At 37.1% G+C, this 19,188-nt stretch carries 15 protein-coding genes; 8 read left to right on the forward strand and 7 right to left on the reverse strand.

Annotated elements, in window-relative coordinates; genetic code table 11:
* Positions 1-16: 16 nt before the first annotated feature.
* The gene (pepV, locus tag C9J37_RS09160) at positions 17-1,420 is read right to left on the reverse strand and encodes a dipeptidase PepV (RefSeq protein ID WP_107895083.1); all 1,404 of its coding nucleotides are present in this window, start codon (positions 1,418-1,420) and stop codon (positions 17-19) included.
* A 358-nt stretch (positions 1,421-1,778) separates the two neighbouring features.
* Here pepV and C9J37_RS09165 point away from each other — a divergent pair, with 358 nt between their 5' ends.
* The 3 genes from C9J37_RS09165 to C9J37_RS28895 all read left to right on the forward strand — a co-directional run bounded on the left by C9J37_RS09165 (position 1,779) and on the right by C9J37_RS28895 (position 3,305).
* Entirely contained in the window at positions 1,779-2,000 is a 222-nt protein-coding gene (locus C9J37_RS09165) for a DeoR family transcriptional regulator (protein ID WP_025220342.1), read from the forward strand.
* 140 nt (positions 2,001-2,140) lie between these two features.
* Complete coding sequence (locus C9J37_RS28890; RefSeq protein ID WP_268807992.1) at positions 2,141-2,872, forward strand: MFS transporter; 732 nt, start codon at positions 2,141-2,143, stop codon at positions 2,870-2,872.
* Complete coding sequence (locus C9J37_RS28895; RefSeq protein ID WP_268807993.1) at positions 2,811-3,305, forward strand: MFS transporter; 495 nt, start codon at positions 2,811-2,813, stop codon at positions 3,303-3,305. Before C9J37_RS28890 ends, C9J37_RS28895 begins: the two co-directional genes overlap by 62 nt.
* A 68-nt stretch (positions 3,306-3,373) precedes the next feature.
* On the opposite strand, the gene C9J37_RS09175 is transcribed toward C9J37_RS28895, so the two are convergent.
* From C9J37_RS09175 to asnB, 4 genes are all read right to left on the reverse strand, one after another.
* Positions 3,374-4,888, reverse strand: a complete 1,515-nt coding sequence (locus C9J37_RS09175) for a GGDEF domain-containing protein (protein WP_107895084.1) — start codon at positions 4,886-4,888, stop codon at positions 3,374-3,376.
* Positions 4,889-5,056: 168 nt separating this feature from the next.
* Positions 5,057-5,770 (reverse strand): pseudouridine synthase, encoded by a 714-nt coding sequence (locus C9J37_RS09180; protein WP_107895085.1) that lies wholly within the window; start codon positions 5,768-5,770, stop codon positions 5,057-5,059.
* A gap of 8 nt (positions 5,771-5,778) precedes the next feature.
* Positions 5,779-7,392 (reverse strand): putative polysaccharide biosynthesis protein, encoded by a 1,614-nt coding sequence (locus C9J37_RS09185; RefSeq protein ID WP_107895086.1) that lies wholly within the window; start codon positions 7,390-7,392, stop codon positions 5,779-5,781.
* Between the two features lie 254 nt (positions 7,393-7,646).
* Positions 7,647-9,494, reverse strand: coding sequence for an asparagine synthase (glutamine-hydrolyzing) (asnB, locus tag C9J37_RS09190; RefSeq protein WP_107895087.1), 1,848 nt, complete (start codon positions 9,492-9,494; stop codon positions 7,647-7,649).
* Positions 9,495-9,691: 197 nt separating this feature from the next.
* Between asnB and C9J37_RS09195 the strand changes: the two genes are divergently transcribed.
* Positions 9,692-10,945 (forward strand): BaiN/RdsA family NAD(P)/FAD-dependent oxidoreductase, encoded by a 1,254-nt coding sequence (locus C9J37_RS09195; RefSeq protein ID WP_107895088.1) that lies wholly within the window; start codon positions 9,692-9,694, stop codon positions 10,943-10,945.
* Between the two features lie 236 nt (positions 10,946-11,181).
* Here C9J37_RS09195 and C9J37_RS09200 read toward each other — a convergent pair whose 3' ends face one another.
* A complete protein-coding gene (locus tag C9J37_RS09200; RefSeq protein ID WP_107895089.1) occupies positions 11,182-11,874 on the reverse strand; it encodes an AIM24 family protein in 693 nt (230 codons plus the stop codon).
* A gap of 354 nt (positions 11,875-12,228) precedes the next feature.
* Positions 12,229-13,500, reverse strand: a complete 1,272-nt coding sequence (locus tag C9J37_RS09205) for an L-lactate MFS transporter (RefSeq protein ID WP_024363732.1) — start codon at positions 13,498-13,500, stop codon at positions 12,229-12,231.
* 978 nt (positions 13,501-14,478) lie between these two features.
* Between C9J37_RS09205 and C9J37_RS09210 the strand changes: the two genes are divergently transcribed.
* From C9J37_RS09210 to C9J37_RS09225, 4 genes are all read left to right on the forward strand, one after another.
* On the forward strand, positions 14,479-15,966 hold the full coding sequence (locus C9J37_RS09210) for an ATP-binding protein (RefSeq protein WP_107895090.1): 1,488 nt from the start codon (positions 14,479-14,481) through the stop codon (positions 15,964-15,966).
* Positions 15,963-16,631 carry a response regulator gene (locus C9J37_RS09215; protein ID WP_107895091.1) on the forward strand — a complete coding sequence of 223 codons (669 nt, stop codon included), beginning with the start codon at positions 15,963-15,965 and terminating at the stop codon, positions 16,629-16,631. Before C9J37_RS09210 ends, C9J37_RS09215 begins: the two co-directional genes overlap by 4 nt.
* 373 nt (positions 16,632-17,004) lie before the next feature.
* Positions 17,005-18,048 carry a DctP family TRAP transporter solute-binding subunit gene (locus C9J37_RS09220; RefSeq protein WP_107895092.1) on the forward strand — a complete coding sequence of 348 codons (1,044 nt, stop codon included), beginning with the start codon at positions 17,005-17,007 and terminating at the stop codon, positions 18,046-18,048.
* 56 nt (positions 18,049-18,104) lie between these two features.
* A complete protein-coding gene (locus tag C9J37_RS09225; protein ID WP_107895093.1) occupies positions 18,105-19,151 on the forward strand; it encodes a DctP family TRAP transporter solute-binding subunit in 1,047 nt (348 codons plus the stop codon).
* Positions 19,152-19,188: the final 37 nt, after the last annotated feature.

The following is a 19,188-nucleotide window of genomic DNA, read 5'->3' on the forward strand; positions in this document are numbered from 1 at the left end:
TCCTTACTGATTACACTTACTTCCCAGCCAGTTCTGCAATGGCTTCTGCATAAATAGCAGCAGCTTGTACTAATTTATCAACAATTACATATTCATCCGCACGATGCATGACATCTGGATCACCAGGGAAAAGCATGCCGAATGCCACACCTTTTTTCAAGACGCGCGCATACGTTCCACCACCAGTTGAAAGCAAAGGTGTATCGTTATCCCCCGTTTGTCGGCGGTAAATACCAGCTAACGTTTGGATTAACGGATCGTCCTCACTAACATAATGAGGTTTTGAGTTTTCTTGAATATCGAGTGAAAATCCTTTATCTGCAGCTAATCGTTGCGCTTCTGTTATTTTGTCATCAAATGGATACGTTACAGAGTAGCGTAAACTAATAACAATGTTGCCTCCTTGCTTTGCATCATACGTTACAATACCCGGATTTAATGTTGTTTTTCCAGACATGTCATCTTCATATTGTAATGCTAGTGCGTGACCATAATGATCCTGATGGAATACATCAACGATAAAATCGACAAATTGCTTACTTCCTTCAGTCGTTAACTCTTGTTGTAAAAATGCTGCAAGGTAAACAGCTGCATTGATACCTTTTTCAGGTTCCATTGCATGGGCTGCTTTTCCTTTGATAGTTATTATATAGTGAGAACCCTCCATTAATAAAGAGCCTTCTAGCTGATTTTTACTTAAAAATGTTTGAAAATTCTGTTCAAATAGTGAAGATACGAATTGAACTGTCGCTTTCGCAAAATCAGGTACCATATTTGAACGCTTTCCAGCATTAAATAGTAGTAGCTGTTCTTTCGTAACATCCCCCGTCTGCTTTTGGGAGAACACAAGCGCAGCAATGCCTTTTTCGGCATTAATCAGTGGGAAATCCGCATCAGGAGCGAAACCGATTGTTGGCATTTCCTCGTTTTTAAAATAGTGGTCGACACAGCGGAAACCTGTTTCTTCATCTGTACCGATAATCATACGCACACGTTTGTTTAATTGAATGCCTGCATCTTTTACAAGCTTCATTGCCATCCATGCAGCAACTGTTGGGCCCTTATCGTCAATAGCACCGCGCGCAAATAGTTTTCCATCTGCAATAGTGCCGCTAAAAGGTGGATACGTCCAGTTTGATTCATCACCTACAGGGACAACATCTACGTGACATAAAATACCGAGTAATTCTTCACCTTGGCCCATTTCGATATGTCCAGCATAATTATCAACATTTTTTGTTTGTAACCCTTGTGCTTTCCCTTTCGCTAACAACCATTCCAACGCCTTTAACGGTCCTTCACCAAAAGGCACATCCGCAGTTATTGTTTTTTCATCCAGTACACTATTAATTTGCACAAGCTCTTGCAACTCTTGAATTAATTCATCTTGTCTTTCTTTTGCAACCTGTAACCAATCCATTCTATGTACCTCCTCCATTTTATAATAAGATTATTCTACTCTTTACTAAAAAAAATTCAATCATCTTTCTAACTATCATTTTCTTATCTTTCCTTTACACTACCACATATAGCATCTTTTTCACTAATCTCCACAAAATACAGCGCAAACTTTATGAATTAATTGTAAATTTCCACGGCATTCACTAGAAAATCACATCATTATTCTATATAATAGAGTTATCAGAATTATTTGTTCTGAACATAAAATTAGAAAAGGGGATGTCTAAGGCAGCTACTTAATAGCCTCAGTGCACTCCGCACATATTGTCGTCCGCTAGTCTTTGCCAAGTGAATTAAGATGAAGGAGTGGTTCATTTATGAAACCAACTACTGATCGAATGCTTAATCGTATTAAAGATGTGTACATGTTTATTTTAGACAAAGGAACCGTGTCTACACAGGATTTAGTCGAAGAGTTTAGCATCACTCCTCGCACCGTTCAAAGAGATTTGAACGTGTTAGCCTTTAACGATTTGGTGATGAGTCCAAGTCGAGGCAAATGGACAACGACGAGTAAAAAAGTAAAATTGACGTCTTAGTTTTTGCGCACTTTGCGTAAAGCATTTTTGTATGGAAAAAGAATGACCTTTCGTCGGGGTCATTCTTTTTTTCTATTTACAAAGCACTTTATTATCCGTTACACTCGAAACATTCTACATGTTGAGAGGAGGATAATTCTATGAAACTATCCAAAATGTTTCATCCACTTGTTTGGATTATTTTAGGTGGAACGATTTTCACACGTGTTGCAAGCTTTATGGCAATGCCTTTTTTAGCTATCTATTTACATAACGAAATTGATGCCTCCCCTTTACAAATAGGATTGACCATTGGTATCGCGCCACTTATTTCTACAGTAGGTGGATTTTTCGGCGGTTACTTAACAGATCGCTTTGGTCGAAAAAGTATTATTTTACTTACGATCCTCGTATGGAGTATTGTGTTCTTTGGTTTTGCAACAGCGCATACAATTTGGTTTTTCGTCATTCTAAATGCGTTGAACGGGTTATGTCGCTCCTTCTTTGAACCTTCTACACAAGCTTTAATGATTGACTTTACTCCTGCTGATAAACGAAAACGATTGTTTTCATTGCGTTACACAGCCATTAATATCGCCGCAGTCTTAGGACCACTTATTGGTGTATATATTGCGACATTATCTAGTTCTAGCGTGCCGTTTATGTTGACAGGCGCTATGTACATTGTTTATGCCATATTTTTATTTTTCGTTTTGAATCGTTACAAAATGCAACAGCAAAAGCCGATGATACACACAAAAGTGCTACCAAACCTTTACAATTCTTTTAACAAATCGTGTACTGCTAAGCTTTATTTTCGGGGCAATCTTAATAAATATTGGCTACTCCCAATTCGACTCAACACTTCCTCAACTTATCGAGCTCAAAATTGAAGATGGAGCCAAGCTCTATTCCCTACTGATTTCGTTAAATGCGGCGGTTGTGCTTTTACTACAATTACCGATTAGTATTTTTTCAGAGCGCTTCACATCAACAACGATACTTCTTATCGGTATTTTGTTCTTTGCCATTGGTTTAGCATTATTTGGCGTATCTACAAACTATCCGCTGTTTATTTGTGCAATGGTTCTTTTTACAGTTGGTGAAATATTTGCTTTCCCTACAATGAATGTTATGATTGATGAAATAGCGCCAGAGACACAAAAAGCTACATATTTAGGTGCAGCCCAATTTAAAAATTTAGGCGGTTTTATTGGTCCTATTATAGGTGGCTGGCTGTTAACACACTATATTAATACAATGTTTATCGTCATTGCTGCTCTTGTTTTATGTAGTTCCCTATTTTATCGACCCAAAACACAATAAATAAGCACGAGTCCAGTAGGCATCCTACTTGTCTCGTGCTTTTACTTATAACCGTTGTAAAACTACGTTTATTGATTGTATTTTTCTTCTGTTGAAGCTACTTCATGATAACTAGAATATTGGTCCTTACCTGCTTTCTTTGACTGATATAAAGCCTTATCTGCTCTTTCAAATATACTTAACTCGGATTCATTCGGCTTTTCACAAATCACGCCACCCATACTAACAGAAAGAACCGACCATTTATGATTCTCTACATTTTTTATTCTACGGATTTTCTCCAAAATAGCACTTGCTACTTGTACCATATGTTCATTGTTCGTATCATATAGAACAATTGCAAATTCATCTCCACCAAATCTTACAACGAAACCTTCTGTTCTTACGACGTCTTTTAAAATATTAGCCGTTTCAATAAGAATCCTATCTCCTTCAGCATGTCCAAATTGATCATTTACTTGCTTAAAGTTATCCAAATCTATTAATAATAAACCAGGCGTATTGGCTTTTCTTTTTTTCAATAATTTATCCATTTTACTAATGTATGTTGCACGATTATATACATTTGTTAGTGGATCATAGGTTGCAAGATGTATCGTTTTAGAAAATAGCCTATTAATAACGACTAACATAATTAACGCTGTTACTAATGCAATCATTAAAACATACCAAAACTGTTTTGTATTATTGGCAAGTGCATTTAACTCTGTACGATTGCCATATTTGACATATACTACCCGTTTTGTTGAGGCACCGCGCACCGTCTCTGCTTCATACGGTAAAAAACGATAGGTTTCTATATAGCCATCCTCTAATATTTGCTGATATTCAGATGGCTTCATTGTCTGTAGTGCCGCCTTAAAATGATCCTGAAATTTTTTTGTTTGATTTTTCACAGTTACCCGAGTGGATTCGGTGTCCAAGAAAAAAACACCGCCTGCACTAATCGTTCGAACCTCCAGCAAGTCATTATACTTTTCAACTAAATATGCAGCGGTTTTTCCAAAGTTAAATGTTTGAAAGACAGGGACTTCATTTAATTCCAAACCGAGCTCTAATAAATACTTTTTATCAGGCGTTGCTAAATAACTAAATTTACGGTACTCACCAGTAGTGGTCGAAATATCTATGCCATCTGTATATAATTGCCCACTCTCTCTTCGTTCATCCAATAATGCCGAAAAATTTTTACAGCAAAGCGAAAAATTTAGACCTAAATCTTTTGGAAATGTAGTATAAATTACCGTATTTGTTTGATCCAATATGTATATATCCATACCATGTTGATTTTTCATTTGTTGTAAGTTCCAAGTGTCTATTTTTGGATTTCGCTTATAATAAGTAGCTAATGCTCTTAACTCTTTTTCCATCTGATCCGAAATGTTTTTATCAAAATAAAAGTGCGCATTATCTACAGTTTGCATATCTGCAAGAATATGATTTTCAATTAATGTTCGGTTCCGATCTTCTTGTGTTCCAATATTTGTCACAAGAATTTGTCTGTTGACATAAGAAATTACAGCAACAAGTATTAATGCAAAGGCAATTAAAGATATTAATAATTTAATCCGTAGTTTTTTCATTAACATGTCCTCTACTCATCTTCACTATCTTTTTTTGAACAAAAAATATTTCCGGTACGTCAAGCCTCTCCCATGTTATTTTATTGATATATCATATTATACAGTTAATGGGACAAACATGTATAAAAAAAATCCTCGATACTAAAAGTATAGCATCGAGGATTTTCTTTACTCTCTATTTTGTAAGCCTGCTAATTCTTCTGGCGTTAACTCGCGATATTCACCTAATGCTAAGCTTTCATCAAGTTGTAAGCTCCCCATAGAAAGGCGTTTTAAGTAGATGACACGTTTACCTACTGCTTCAAACATCCTTTTTACCTGATGGAATTTACCTTCTTGAATCGTCAATTCAATTTCTGATTGCGGGGCAGATTTCAGAATAACAAGCTTGCCTGGCTTTGTTACGTAGCCATCATCTAGTTCGACACCACGCGCAAATTGTTCTCCATCATCTTGCGTAACAATCCCCTCTATTTTAGCATAGTACACCTTAGGTACATGCTTCTTTGGAGAAAGTAAGTTATGGGCCAAAACACCATCATTCGTTAACAGTAACAAGCCCTCTGTATCTTTATCTAAACGACCAACTGGGAATGGTTGAAAATGTTGATGTAGTGGGTCTAGTAAGTCAATGACCGTTTCATCGCGTACATCTTCTGTGGCAGAAATAACACCTGGTGGCTTATTCATCATGTAATACACAAACTCTGTATATACAACACGCTCACCGAAAACTACAACACTTTGCTGCTCTGGATCAACATGCATTGCCGCATCTTTTACATACGTGCCATCAACAGAAACGGCCTTTTGTTTTAGGAGTTGCTTAACTTCCTTTCGTGAGCCATAGCCCATATTGGCTAGTAATTTATCTAAACGCATAGTTCCTCCTATTTAAACCCTAATTTACTTGTAATTCGTGTTATGCGCTCACCAAGTAGTTTTTGTGCTAAACCTAAGCGTAACGACAAATAGCCATAAACAGCAGCACCCACTGCTGCACAAATAACAGAATAGACAAGCGCCGAGAATTTACCATCCACTGGACCCATTACTAGTTCTAATAGCTTGTGAACGATTAAAACACTGACAGCCATTGCAGCTGTTAAAAGTGAGATAAGCATAACACGACGTATAACCATATCTGATTTATAATTAAGTGTTTTTCGTAGCACTAGCAAATTAATAATAATTGATACACTATAACCAATCGCTGTTGCCAAAATGGCTCCGTCCGCTTCTAGCCAACGAATAAACGTTATGTTAAGGGCTAGCTTTACTAAAATACCTGATAGTAGACTGAAGACAATCCACTTTTGGAAGTCAATACCTTGTAGCAGCGCGGCTGTAACTTGGAACAACGCAAATAAAATTGCCACTGGTGCATAATGAGCTAAAATCGTTGCGCCCATTTCGCTTTCAGAGTAAAGCATAAAGTAAATTTCATTCGCTAATAATGAAATGCCCACAACTGCTGGTAATGTAATGAAAATTAAAATTTGATACGTTTTATCCATCGCATGACGTAACGATAAATACTCACCTTGTGTAAAATATTTTGTTATCGTCGGTACTAACGCCATTGAAAAACTTGTTGCTAACATAACTGGAATAATGACTACTTTATGTGTTGTAAAGTTAATCATCGATAAATAATCATCTGTTACTTTGGCTAAACCAATGGAACTCATAGCGCCATTAAATGTTAACATATCCACTAATTGAAATAGTGGATTAGCCACCCCTACAAACACCATCGGAATGGAATACGTTATCACTTCTTTATAAATATCCGACATTGGTAGCTGGGTAGACGTAACACTTTGACTACGTAATAAATTAAATTCAGGTTGATATTTTTTCCAGTAGTAATAGAGCACCATTAAACCGCCAATTGCCCCGATAAATGCTGCAAATACCGCAAAGGACACTGCTGTTTCAGGTTTACCCTTAAAAACAACAACCACTAAGAAAGAACCACCTAATAACACAACAATTCGGACAATTTGTTCCACCAACTGTGAAACTGCTGTCGGTTCCATTTTGTCATAGCCTTGAAAAAAGCCACGCCACAAACTCATAAATGGGACAACAATAAGCGCAAAGCTTACCCAGCGAATCACAGAAGCAATTTGCTCGACTGTAAATTTCTGTTCATCGCTTTTAATAACAAGTTCACCAATCGGTGTTGCCAATATAAAGAGGGCAGCAAAGGACACCATACCTGTTATCATCATAATAACGATGCCTGACTTCATCAACTTGCGTCCTGATTGATAGTCTCCTAAGGCATTGTATTTAGAAACAAATTTCGATACAGCAATCGGTGCACCTGAAATGGCTATTGCGAGCATGATTGAGTAAGGAATATATGCATATTGATATAGCGCGATATTTTCCTGCCCAACAATCGCATAAAAGGGAAAAATATAAATTAATCCAAGCACCTTAGATAAAAACATTCCTAACGTTAATATCGCAGTACCTTTCATTAAATTGGACATCGTATCCATCCATTCATTAGTAAAATCAAGCTTTTATAAGTGATGTAACAGCATCACTTTTCAAACATTAAAACAAATAAACCAACTGTTATCTTAACATATTTACAAGAAAACAGATGCAAAAAACACTGAAAAGTTTTTGAAATCCACAATTCTCCGCTCATTAGAACAAATCGATATGAATTGTCTTGTATATTTCCAAAAAAATAGCGGTTCAAAAAATCTACTAGATTCTTTGAACTGCTACTTCTGTGTTACATATCAACAAAGAATTGTTTATACCATACTAAGAACACATAAGCTGTCCAAATATAGCGACCACGATTAGCTTTGCCTTCATAATGTTCATCTAAATAACCAACTAGTTGCTTCGTATCGAAAAATTCGTTGGCAAAGTCAGTTGTAAACATGTCCTTCACCATATTGTAATACTTTTCTTCACGCAACCAGTGGCGAATTGGTACCGGGAAGCCAAGCTTCGGACGCTTTGCCCACTCTTCTGGTAATTCCTGATGTGCCGCTTGACGAAGGACATATTTCGTATCAATATCATTGACACGATATCTTGATGGAATATTTTTCGCTAGCTCCATTACTTCTTTGTCTAAAAATGGTACACGTAATTCGATAGAGTGCGCCATACTCATTTTATCTGCCTTTAATAAAATATCTCCAGGCATCCATAAATTCAAATCTAAATACTGCATTTTCGTAACATCATCATCACCAGGTACTTCATCATAAATACGTTTCGTAATTGTTTGTACAGATGGACCGTTTTTGTATGCTGGTTTTAAGACATTTAATGCGTCATCTTCATCCCATACAACCGCTTCACCAATAAAGCGTTCCTCTACGGTTTGACCACCTTTTACAAGGAAATGCGTATATTGGTTTTTCGGAAGCGCCTCTGCAATGCCACGTAATGCTTTACGCAGACCAAATGGCACCTTTTCGTATTTTTGCATTCTGCCAGAGTTTTGGTACCACGAATAGCCTCCAAAAATCTCATCCGCACCTTCACCAGAAAGTACTACTGTTACATCCTTCGCCGCTAGCTCCGATAGGAAGTAAAGCGGTACAGAAGATGGGTTCGACTGTGGCTCATCCATATGCCATTGAATTTTCGGTAAAGCTTCAAAACACTCATCCGCTGAAATATATTTACGCTCGTTTTGAATATTTAATGTATCCGATAAATCCTTTGCTAAGTTTGTCTCATTGAACATATCTTCATAGTCAGAAAAACCAACAGAGAATGATTTATCAGGACGTAGCAATGATGTAATATAGCTAGAATCAATACCGCCAGACAGGAAAGAACCAACCTTTACATCACTAATTTGGTGGGCATCTACTGACTCTTTTACTGTTGAACGAATATCTTCCACATATTTTTCAATCGGCGCTTCTTTCGCATGGAATTTTTTATCCCAATATTGGACAATTTGTTTTTGTCCATTTTTAATGACCATATAGTGCGCTGGTGGTAATTTAAATACACCTTTAAAGAATGTTTCGTCCATTGAAGAATATTGGAACGTTAAATAAGGACGTAATGCATTTTTGTTTAATTCTTTAATGAATGCTGGATGAGGCAAGAAAGATTTAATTTCTGACCCAAAAATAAATGTTCCATCCGTTGTGTTTTCAGTGTAGTACAAAGGCTTAATACCAAAGCCATCACGCGCGATAAATTGTAAATCATTCTTTTTGTCCCAAATACAGAATGCGAACATACCGCGAAGTTGTTTGACAAATTCTACACCATACTGCAGATAGCCGAAGATTAACACTTCACTATCCGATTTCGTTTTAAATGTATGACCCTTTTCTTGTAGGTCCTTACGCAACTCTTGGAAATTATATATCTCCCCATTGAAAACAAGCACAATGTTGCCATCTGGGCTATAAAGAGGTTGATTTGCCACGTCTGATAAGTCAATAATGCTTAAACGACGGAAACCTAACGTTACTTTATCGTCACTATGAATACCACCACTATCTGGCCCACGGTGAATAATTGTATTCATCATATTTTCAATTGTTTGGTGATGATCAATCACATTTGTTCCATTAATATAGCCAATAAATCCGCACATCTATTTTTCACCTCATAATTTAGTGCATAACCTCTATCATCATAGCACGAAAAGCCGTTCATTTCATGCTGTCATTATAGATAAAAAATTATAAAGCACTTTATTATAATTTTCAATGTAAACTAGCCGCCCTCTATATAGACTTCATGTATAATAGGAAAAGTTCCTAATAATGAAAAGAAAGTGAGTTCACATATATGTATGATGTAATCGTTATCGGTGGTGGCCCCTCCGGATTAATGGCCGCCATCGCAGCTGGAGAACAAAAAAAGAAAGTTTTACTTCTCGAAAAAGGGACTAAGCTTGGGAAAAAGCTCGCGATTTCTGGTGGTGGTCGATGTAACGTCACAAACAGACTACCTGTTGAAGAAATCGTTAAACATATTCCTGGCAACGGTCGTTTTTTATATAGCCCCTTTACTGTTTATAACAATGAGGATATTATTGCCTTTTTTGAGGGGCTAGGCGTCGCATTAAAAGAAGAAGATCATGGTCGTATGTTCCCTATGTCCAACCGTGCGCAAGATGTAGTCGATGCATTGATTCGTCAATTGCAGCGGCTACATGTTGAAGTACGGTTAAATACACCCGTTAACAAGTTATTGATGGATGATGAAAAGATTCTCGGTGTGCGCTTAGAAGATGGAACAGAAGTACGCTGTAAGGCTGCTATTGTAGCAGTTGGAGGAAAGGCAGTGCCACAAACAGGTTCAACAGGTGATGGCTACCCTTGGGCCGAGAGAGCTGGGCACAATGTGACAACACTCTTTCCAACAGAAGTGCCCGTTTTATCAAAAGAGGAGTTTATTCAAACGAGAGAGCTACAAGGACTAGCATTACGAGATGTCGCGGTATCCGTTCTCAATAAAAAAGGTAAGCCACTAATAACACATCAAATGGACATGCTCTTTACGCATTTCGGATTAAGCGGCCCTGCCATATTACGCTGTAGTCAGTTTGTCGTTAAGGAATTAATGAAAACGGGTTATGAACCTGTCACAATGCGTATCCAAACGCTTGTAGATTTCAATGAGGAAACATGTCTGCAATATTTAAATAAGCTTATAAAAGAAGAACCGAAAAAAGCAGTGAAAAATGTTTGGAAAGGCGTCGCACCAGAACGCTGGCTACTATTTTTATGTGACCGTGCAAATATTGATGTTCAAGTGACTGGCATTGAATTATCGCAAGAAAAAATTCGCGCGCTAGCACATTTACTAGTCAATTTCACAATGACGGTTAGCGGTACGCAATCACTCGACAAAGCATTCGTTACAGGTGGAGGCGTTTCTGTGAAAGAAATCGAACCAAAAACGATGGCGTCTAAGAAAAAGGCAGGTTTATTTTTCTGCGGAGAAATATTAGATATTCATGGCTACACAGGCGGCTATAATATTACGTCTGCGCTCGTGACAGGACGAATTGCAGGAATGAACGCCGCATTCGAATGACCCGATTCACTTTGAACTACTTAGAATAGACGAGTTGATAGTAGCAATGGTAGGACTTTTGTAGGAACAACACACAAAGTAAGCCGCGCCGCGGACAGACCGCGCGTTAGCGAAAGTTGCGGCTTACTGTGCTAAGCGGAAAGCACCGCCGAAGTGGACATCAACGGGGCATAACAAAAAAGTGTTAGATTGATAGCAGTCAATCTAACACTTTTGCATTTTTGTCCCTACTTCTTTTAACTTTCGTTAGACAAATAAACCTCTTCATACGGTTGGATAATGACAAACCCTTCGCCGGAGAAAGCCATTTGAATCGATTCACCGCTGCCACGTCCAATAAACGTACGGAAGCTAATATCTGTTTTAAATTCAGGTGTTAAATTCCCTGACCACGCAACTGTAGCATGAGGATCCGTATAAACCGTTTCACCAGGCTTCACCAATAACGTCAACGGCTCAAAATGTGTTGTAATGGCTACTTTACCGCTTCCTTGTAGCGTTACATTAAACAGTCCGCCAGACATAATACCAGCCATTTTACGCATTAATTGAATGTCCCAATTAATACTTGGTTCAAATGCCAACAAGTCATTACCGTTGACACAAATACTTTCACCCTTTAAATCAAAAATAGTCACTTTTTTCCCTTGATCAGCTAAATAGAGACGCCCTTTTCCTTTTGCTTTCATCAGTTGCGTTCCTTCGCCTGTTAATGCTTTTTTAAACATTTTTGAAAGGCCATGCTCTAAAACACGTTCCCGCTCAAACTTAATGTCGCCTATGTATGAAATCATAGCCCCCATTTTTGACCAGACTTCACCATCTAAATTAACCTCTAATACACGCTCTGTTTCTAACTCAAAATATTCGTTCTCATAATCATCTTGTTGCGTTGTCTTGATGAATTCATTTAATGAATACTTTCCCATATCGTACGCCTCCTTTATACCCTTATATACGTTAATTGCCTTGAAAAGATTCACCATTCTTTGTCACAGTCTACCACTACAGACATATAGCCCTTCATATACTATTATTTTGATTATTTTTATAGTAAATTGCTGTCACCTATAAATAGAATAACGTTGCAAAATTTCTCTTTTAGTAGCAAAATCACTTTATTTACCATAATCTTATTGACATCAAACATGAGCTGTTATATGTTAGACGAAGATTAATCAAGTGTTGTATAACAATTGCTACAAATAAAAAACCGCATTAGCGTCATATGCGAAATGACACTAATACGGCTATACTTTTCAAGTGCGAATTGAAAGTAAAAATTATCGTGTAGCGGAGACGTCTCCAACCTTTTGCTCTGCTGTTTTTAACGCTGTTTGTTTACGCACATCTGCACGTAGCGTTAATGAAATAATTAAGGAAATGGCAATTAAACCTGCAAATACATAGAATACAGGAATGTAACTATCATAAGCATTTTTAATAGCGCTCACTAGAAGTGGACCAAAAACGCCACCTAAAGACCAAGTTGTTAGTAAATAACCGTGGATAACACCAAGTTGCTTCGTACCAAATAGATCACTTGCGAATGCAGGTAAGTTTGAGAAACCGCCACCGTAACAACTAACGACTAAGAAAATAAGTGCTTGGAAAATAATAACGTTTGTCGTATGTGGCAATACGATAAATGTAATAAGTTGTGCTGTAAAGAATATTACAAAGACGTTTGAACGACCAATATAATCCGACACAGCAGCCCAAATTAAGCGACCACCACCATTGAATAATCCCATAACGCCTACCATTGCTGCAGCACCTGCAACTGATAAACCTACAATTTCCTGCGCCATCGGAGATGCAACAGAAATCATCATAATACCCGCAGTTACATTGACTAAATGCATGGACCATAACATCCAGAAATGCTTTGTTTTCACAGCTTCACGAGCTGACATTACTGCTAAATCTTTTTTCACTACATCCTTGCCTTTTTCTGCTGCCGCTTTCATATTCGCAGGCATAAAACCTGGTTTTGGCGGCGCTATATAAGAAGCCCCTAAAATCATTAACGTGAAGTAACTTGCCCCTAAAATAAAGTAAGTTGTAGAAATTCCGACTGCTTCCATTAAGTTTGCTGCTACCGGTGCAGTAATTAATGCTCCCGATCCAAATCCTAGTACAGCCATACCTGTAGCTAAACCGCGACGGTCTGGGAACCACTTTACTAATGTAGAGACAGGTGCGATATAACCAATCCCCATACCTAAACCACTAAGTAAGCCGTAAGTTAACCAGTATAAAGTGACAGAATCCATAGAGATTGCAACACCTGCACCAGCTTGTCCTGCTCCAAACAGCACTGCTGCTACCATAGCCGATTTACGCGGACCCATTTTTTCTACTAAACTACCAAATAACGCTGCTGAAAAACCAGCAAGCCCCATCATAATTGTAAAGGCTATCGTAACCTTTGTTTCACTCCATCCCATTTCTGTGACAATCGGCAGCTTGTATACACTGTATGCATAGGCTCCACCAATGGAAAGGTGAATAGCGATTGCAGATAATGCAATTAACCATCTATTTTTATTCATAAATTCTCATTTCTCCCCTCTTTTGCTACCTGTGAAAATTCTATGAACGTCCATGTAAAACAATTTACCACTTATAATTATTCGAATGCAAGATGTTTTTCTAAAAAATATTATTTCTCCAAAAAGTTTTCTACTAGTCAATGCATATCAAAAACATCGAAATCCTTACAGTCCCTAAGAAAAAAGGCGTTTATCAAACAATATCACCAACATATTTTAGCTATTATTATTTTTCTACCGTACTTATTTACGCTAAATAAATTATTTTAAAATATTTAAATTTGTGCATATTTTCACATATTAAGGCATGTATTCTCCGACACTGCTACTAGATACAAAACCTATAGACGTAAAGGGTTAGAAAATACAAATAATTGATAGACAGAAATATTAAGAACAAAAGAGAATTTTAAAACCTTATTGAAGCAAATTTTCTTTGCGCAAAAGAAATCAAGCTATCACAACATATGTAAAATCCTCCAGTAAGCATTTAAAATGTAAATTAATTTACACAAACGATATGTATAACGACCTTTTCAAGATAAATTGCCTATTATTTTTTATTATTCAAATATAAATTTTTTGATTTACCGAAAACACGCTACAAATAATAGAACAACAAAACCTTCATAGCACTTCCGACTTTTTTCATTTTTTCATAGAGAACGTATATGTAAATTGTTATAGTACACCATTGAAATGAATACTTTTAAGCTGAATTGTATTACAACAAGCTATTCTTTTATGTTACTTTATTATAAAATGATAGTCCTAGTTCATTGTTAGAAAAATAGGTGTGCTACTCTACATACTGCACTTACTTAGCGAAATCTTCAATAACAGAGGTGATGAAATGATAAAAGGCTGCCATTTTAGCATTCCTTTTACATACTTATGAAAAACATATCGTTGCGACTAAAAATGTTTATCTTTTCGTTCATAATTGTTATTTTTTCTATCACGACGAGTGGTGCAATTATGATTCATAATCTAGCTGGCGCTTTGGAAAAAGAATTCGGTGCCCGTGCAATAGCTATAGCACGAACGGTTTCGCAGCTGACAGAAGTACAAAAAAATGTAGGCACAAAAGAGGGTTTTGAAGTTATTCAACCCATTGCAGAACGCATCCGATTAACAACGGATGTTGATTACATTGTGATCATTGATATGAAACGTATTCGATACTCCCATCCATCTGAAAGTAAGCTAGGTACCGTTTTTGAAGGTGGCGATGAAATAGAAGCTTTTTCACAGCATGAGTACATATCAAAGGCGCACGGTGTCCTTGGCTATTCCATACGAGCATTCGTACCAATAATGAATGAGGAAGGTACAAAACAAGTTGGCGTTATTACTGTTGGGCTACTGGCACCAAAATGGTATAACCTTTTAGACCAATATCAATTTGATATTTTAGTCTCCCTTTTTTGGGGGCTGGTAATTGGTTTAGGGGGGTCTGTATGGGTTGCTAACCATTTAAAGCGCCAAACATTGAATTTGGAACCTTATGAAATTGCTCGGCTAGTAGAAGAACGCTCAGGCATTATTCAAGCGATGGATATTGGTATTTTGGCGACTGACGAAAGCGGGAATGTAACATTTATTAACCGATTAGCTAGGCAATATACGCATTTCTTTGGGCATAAAGTTTCCAGAAAAGCATTATTTAAAAACACTTGGCTGGCAGAGGATACTATTCAACAGCACGAAATCTATCGACCACTGTTAATGTTCGACCAAATGTATTTAGTTCGAACATTTCCAATTCGGATTATGGAGCAAAATGCCGGATATCTCATCATGTTAACCGACCGCAAAGAAGCAAATATGCTTGCCGAAGAATTAACGGGTATTAAAATGCTTGTTGATTCTTTGCGAGCACAGCAACACGAATATATGAACCGTCTCCATAGTATTGCAGGGCTTATCCAATTAGAACGAAATGATGATGCATTAAGCCTCATTATCGATGAAATTACAGATGAAGAGGAAATCATTCAAAGTTTGCATGATAAATTTCAAGATTATTCAATTCAAGGCTTATTGCTTGGCAAATACTCACGTGCTAAGGAACTAGGAGTGGAACTAACAATTGATGAAGATTCCAACCTTGTGGATTTTATGAGTGGTTTATCGTGTGGTGACATTATCACCATTATCGGCAACTTACTGGACAATGCAATGGAAGCTTGCTTCGAATGTCCACATAAAGATGTTCACTTAACGATCATTGGGGATAAGCACTTTTTAATTATAGAAGTGCAGGACAGTGGTAAAGGAATCGAAGGCGTACCACAGCGTATTTTTGAATACGGATTTAGTACGAAACAAAAAGATGGACACGGTATTGGACTTGCACTTGTCAAACAAATTGTCGAATCCAATAAGGGGACGATTCAAGTAGAATCCACTGTTCATGTTGGTACAACAATTACAATTAATATAGGGGTGATGGACGAACAATGAGCAAACTCACAGTTTTTATCGTAGAAGATGATCCAATGGTGCTTGAGGTTAACAAAGGGTTTTTAAATAAAATGACTGGTTTTCAGCTTATCGGAGAGGCTGTCAACGGACGTGATGCCTACGAAAAAATCATTATTCAAAAACCTAATCTCATTTTACTTGATATGTTCTTACCAGATATGACGGGAATGGAATTGTTTTTAAAAATTCGGGCGCAGCGTATTCCATCCGATATTATTATGATTACAGCTGCTCGTGATGCACCTACTGTACAAGAATCCCTTCGACTTGGTGCAATCGATTATCTTATAAAACCATTTCGTTTTGATCGCTTCGAAAAAGCTTTACAACAATATCGAAACGCTACAAAAAGTTTACTAAGCACCACGACAATTAACCAAGAGGATATTGATCAGTGGTTAGGCATCCAGCACGAAATGCTTGAACTGCCTAAAGGCTTGAACAACATTACAATGGAACAAATTTTAGGTTACTTAACAACACTTCAAGCACCTATTACTTCTGAACAGCTAGCACAAAATGTTGGCATGGCGAGAGTAACTGTCCGCAAGTACCTAGACTTTTTAGCAACAAAAGGTACAGTGCAAATCGAATTAAAATACGGAGCTGTTGGACGGCCTACAAAATACTATTCCATTAAATAATGGCATCCTGCGCAATTTCTCCACGTTTCTGATTACTAATAGCAATGAATAAGAATCTGCTCGCTTTTTGTGGGTAAGCAACAAGCATAGCAATATCCACGTTCTCTTCAGGATTTTGCTATGCTATCGTTTCCCATGCAAGACGTGCAGATTCTTTTCTTTGGAGAAGTTTTTTAGCATTAAAGCATTTCAATTCACTTACCTAGACATAAAAAATAAGTACGTCCTCTGTTTTGTAACAGTTTATTAAAATAATAAATTGTTATATACCATAAATACCAAAATGTTCATTAATACCATAATATTGAGTATTTCAATAAATACAATACAATAAAAAGCGTTCACATCTTCAATAGATTAGAGGTGAATTTATATGTGGCGCAATCGTATTCTCAAACAATTTGTGAGCGTTCTCATTCTACTGACAGCGCTGTTAGTTTCCTGTCAGCAACAAGATTACCCTACAGACAATGAGCAATTAAGTCATGAAGAACAAATTGTTATTCGCTTTTCACATGTAGTTGGTGAAAACACACCAAAGGGAATGGCGGCAGTAAAGTTTGCCGAGCTCATTAAACAACGAAGTAATGGTCATGTAGAAATTCAAGTCTTTCCAAATGGTGTTCTTTATAAAGACGGTGAAGAAATGAATGCACTTTTACGTGGAGATATTCAAATGATTGCACCAGCCATTTCAAAAATCACTACACTCGTTCCCGAATGGTCAGTGATGGACTTACCCTATGCATTTAAAAATGCCGAAGAAGTACATTCATACATTGATAGTGAAGTAGGTCAATCATTAATGAAAAAATTAAATGACCATAATCTGTTTTCAATGGGTGTTTGGGATAGTGGATTCAAACAATTGAGTAACAGTATCCGCCCTATCCAAGATGTCTCTGACTTAAAAGACTTACGAATGCGCATCATGCCAAGTGATATTTTAGCAGAGCAATTTTCAAGTGTTGGTGCCTATCCAAAACGCATAGATTTCAACACGGTCTTCCATCAACTACAAAAAGGCAATGTAGATGGACAGGAAAATACTTTAACAAATATTACAAGTAAAAATCTCCATTCCTTACAAGACTACTTAAGCATTAGTAATCATGGTTATTTAGGTTATTTGCTACTGATGAACAATGAGTTCTGGCAATCCTTACCGAAGGATGTTCAAACATTGCTTATTGAAACGCTTGCAGAGGTACAAGAATGGGAATGGCAACTGGCAGAAAATCTCACAACAGAACGTTTGCAAGAAATGGAAGCTTGTAGTTGTATCAATATTCATTACTTTACAGATGAAGATGTTCAGCAATGGGAATCTGCATTTGAACCAGTGTATGAGTATTACGCAAATAACTATAGCAAGAAATATATACTTGCACTTCCAAAAAACCAATCACGTCATTAACTTGGGTTTAAAGGGGATCCTTTCAACTATAATCAAAACTTTAAGGGGGATTTGACATGAAAAAATGGCTTCTTATGTCACTGATGGCTGTGCTTGTACTAGCATTAGCCGCGTGTGGTGGCGACAAAAAAGAAACAGCCTCTGCTCCAGCAGCTGAAGGTGATGGTGGTTATACAAAAGATAAACCGCTTGTTATTAAATTTTCTCACGTTACATCAATTGACAGTGTTAAAGGAAAAGCTGCCGATGCTTTTGCAAAATTAGTTGAGGAGAAAACTGACGGGAAAGTGAAAGTTGAAGTTTATCCTTCTTCTCAATTATATGGCGATAATGATGAACTGGATGCATTAGTATCTGGAAACGTACATATGATTGCTCCATCTGTTACAAAAATGGTGAAAATTGACCCTCGTTGGCAATACGTAGACATGCCTTACCTTTTTGAAAACGAAGAGCATGTTCGTAAATTCTTTGATTCTGACGTAGCAAAAACCATTCTTGAATCCGATCAATTAGCGGCAAATGATATTAAAGGTTTAGTATTCTGGGAAAATGGCTTTAAACATTTTTCAAATAACAAACACCCACTTGTAAATGTTGAAGATTTTAAAGGTTTAAAATTCCGTGCACAAGCAGGGAAAGTTCTTGAAGCACAATTTAAAGCTTTACATGCTGGCTCAGCCACGATTTCATTCGGTGAAACCTACGCTGCTCTGCAACAAGGAACTGTAGATGGACAAGAAAATACGTTCAACAACTTCGATACTCAAAAATACCAAGAAGTTCAAAAGTACTTCTCTGTATCTGAACACGGTCGTCTTGACTACGCTATCTTTGTGAACAAACCTTTCTGGGATAAAATTCCTAGCGATTTATTAAAAGCGGTTGAAGATTCTTTAGATGAGGCTACAACGTTAGCTTGGGATTTAGCTGCTGAAGAAAACGCAAAATCGTATGAAAACATTAAGAACTCTGGCATTGAAGTGGTTGAATTAACAGCTGCTCAAAAAGAGGCTATCAAAGCTGAACTTGAACCCGTTTACGAAGAGTTTGGCAAAGCGATTACTGAAGATTTAATTAATGGTATTCGTGATTTAAAATAAGTGCTTTAAATTGAGTGTCGATGACTTATCGACACTC

The organism is Lysinibacillus mangiferihumi (assembly GCF_003049665.1).
Taxonomy (GTDB): Bacteria; Bacillota; Bacilli; order Bacillales_A; family Planococcaceae; genus Lysinibacillus; species Lysinibacillus mangiferihumi.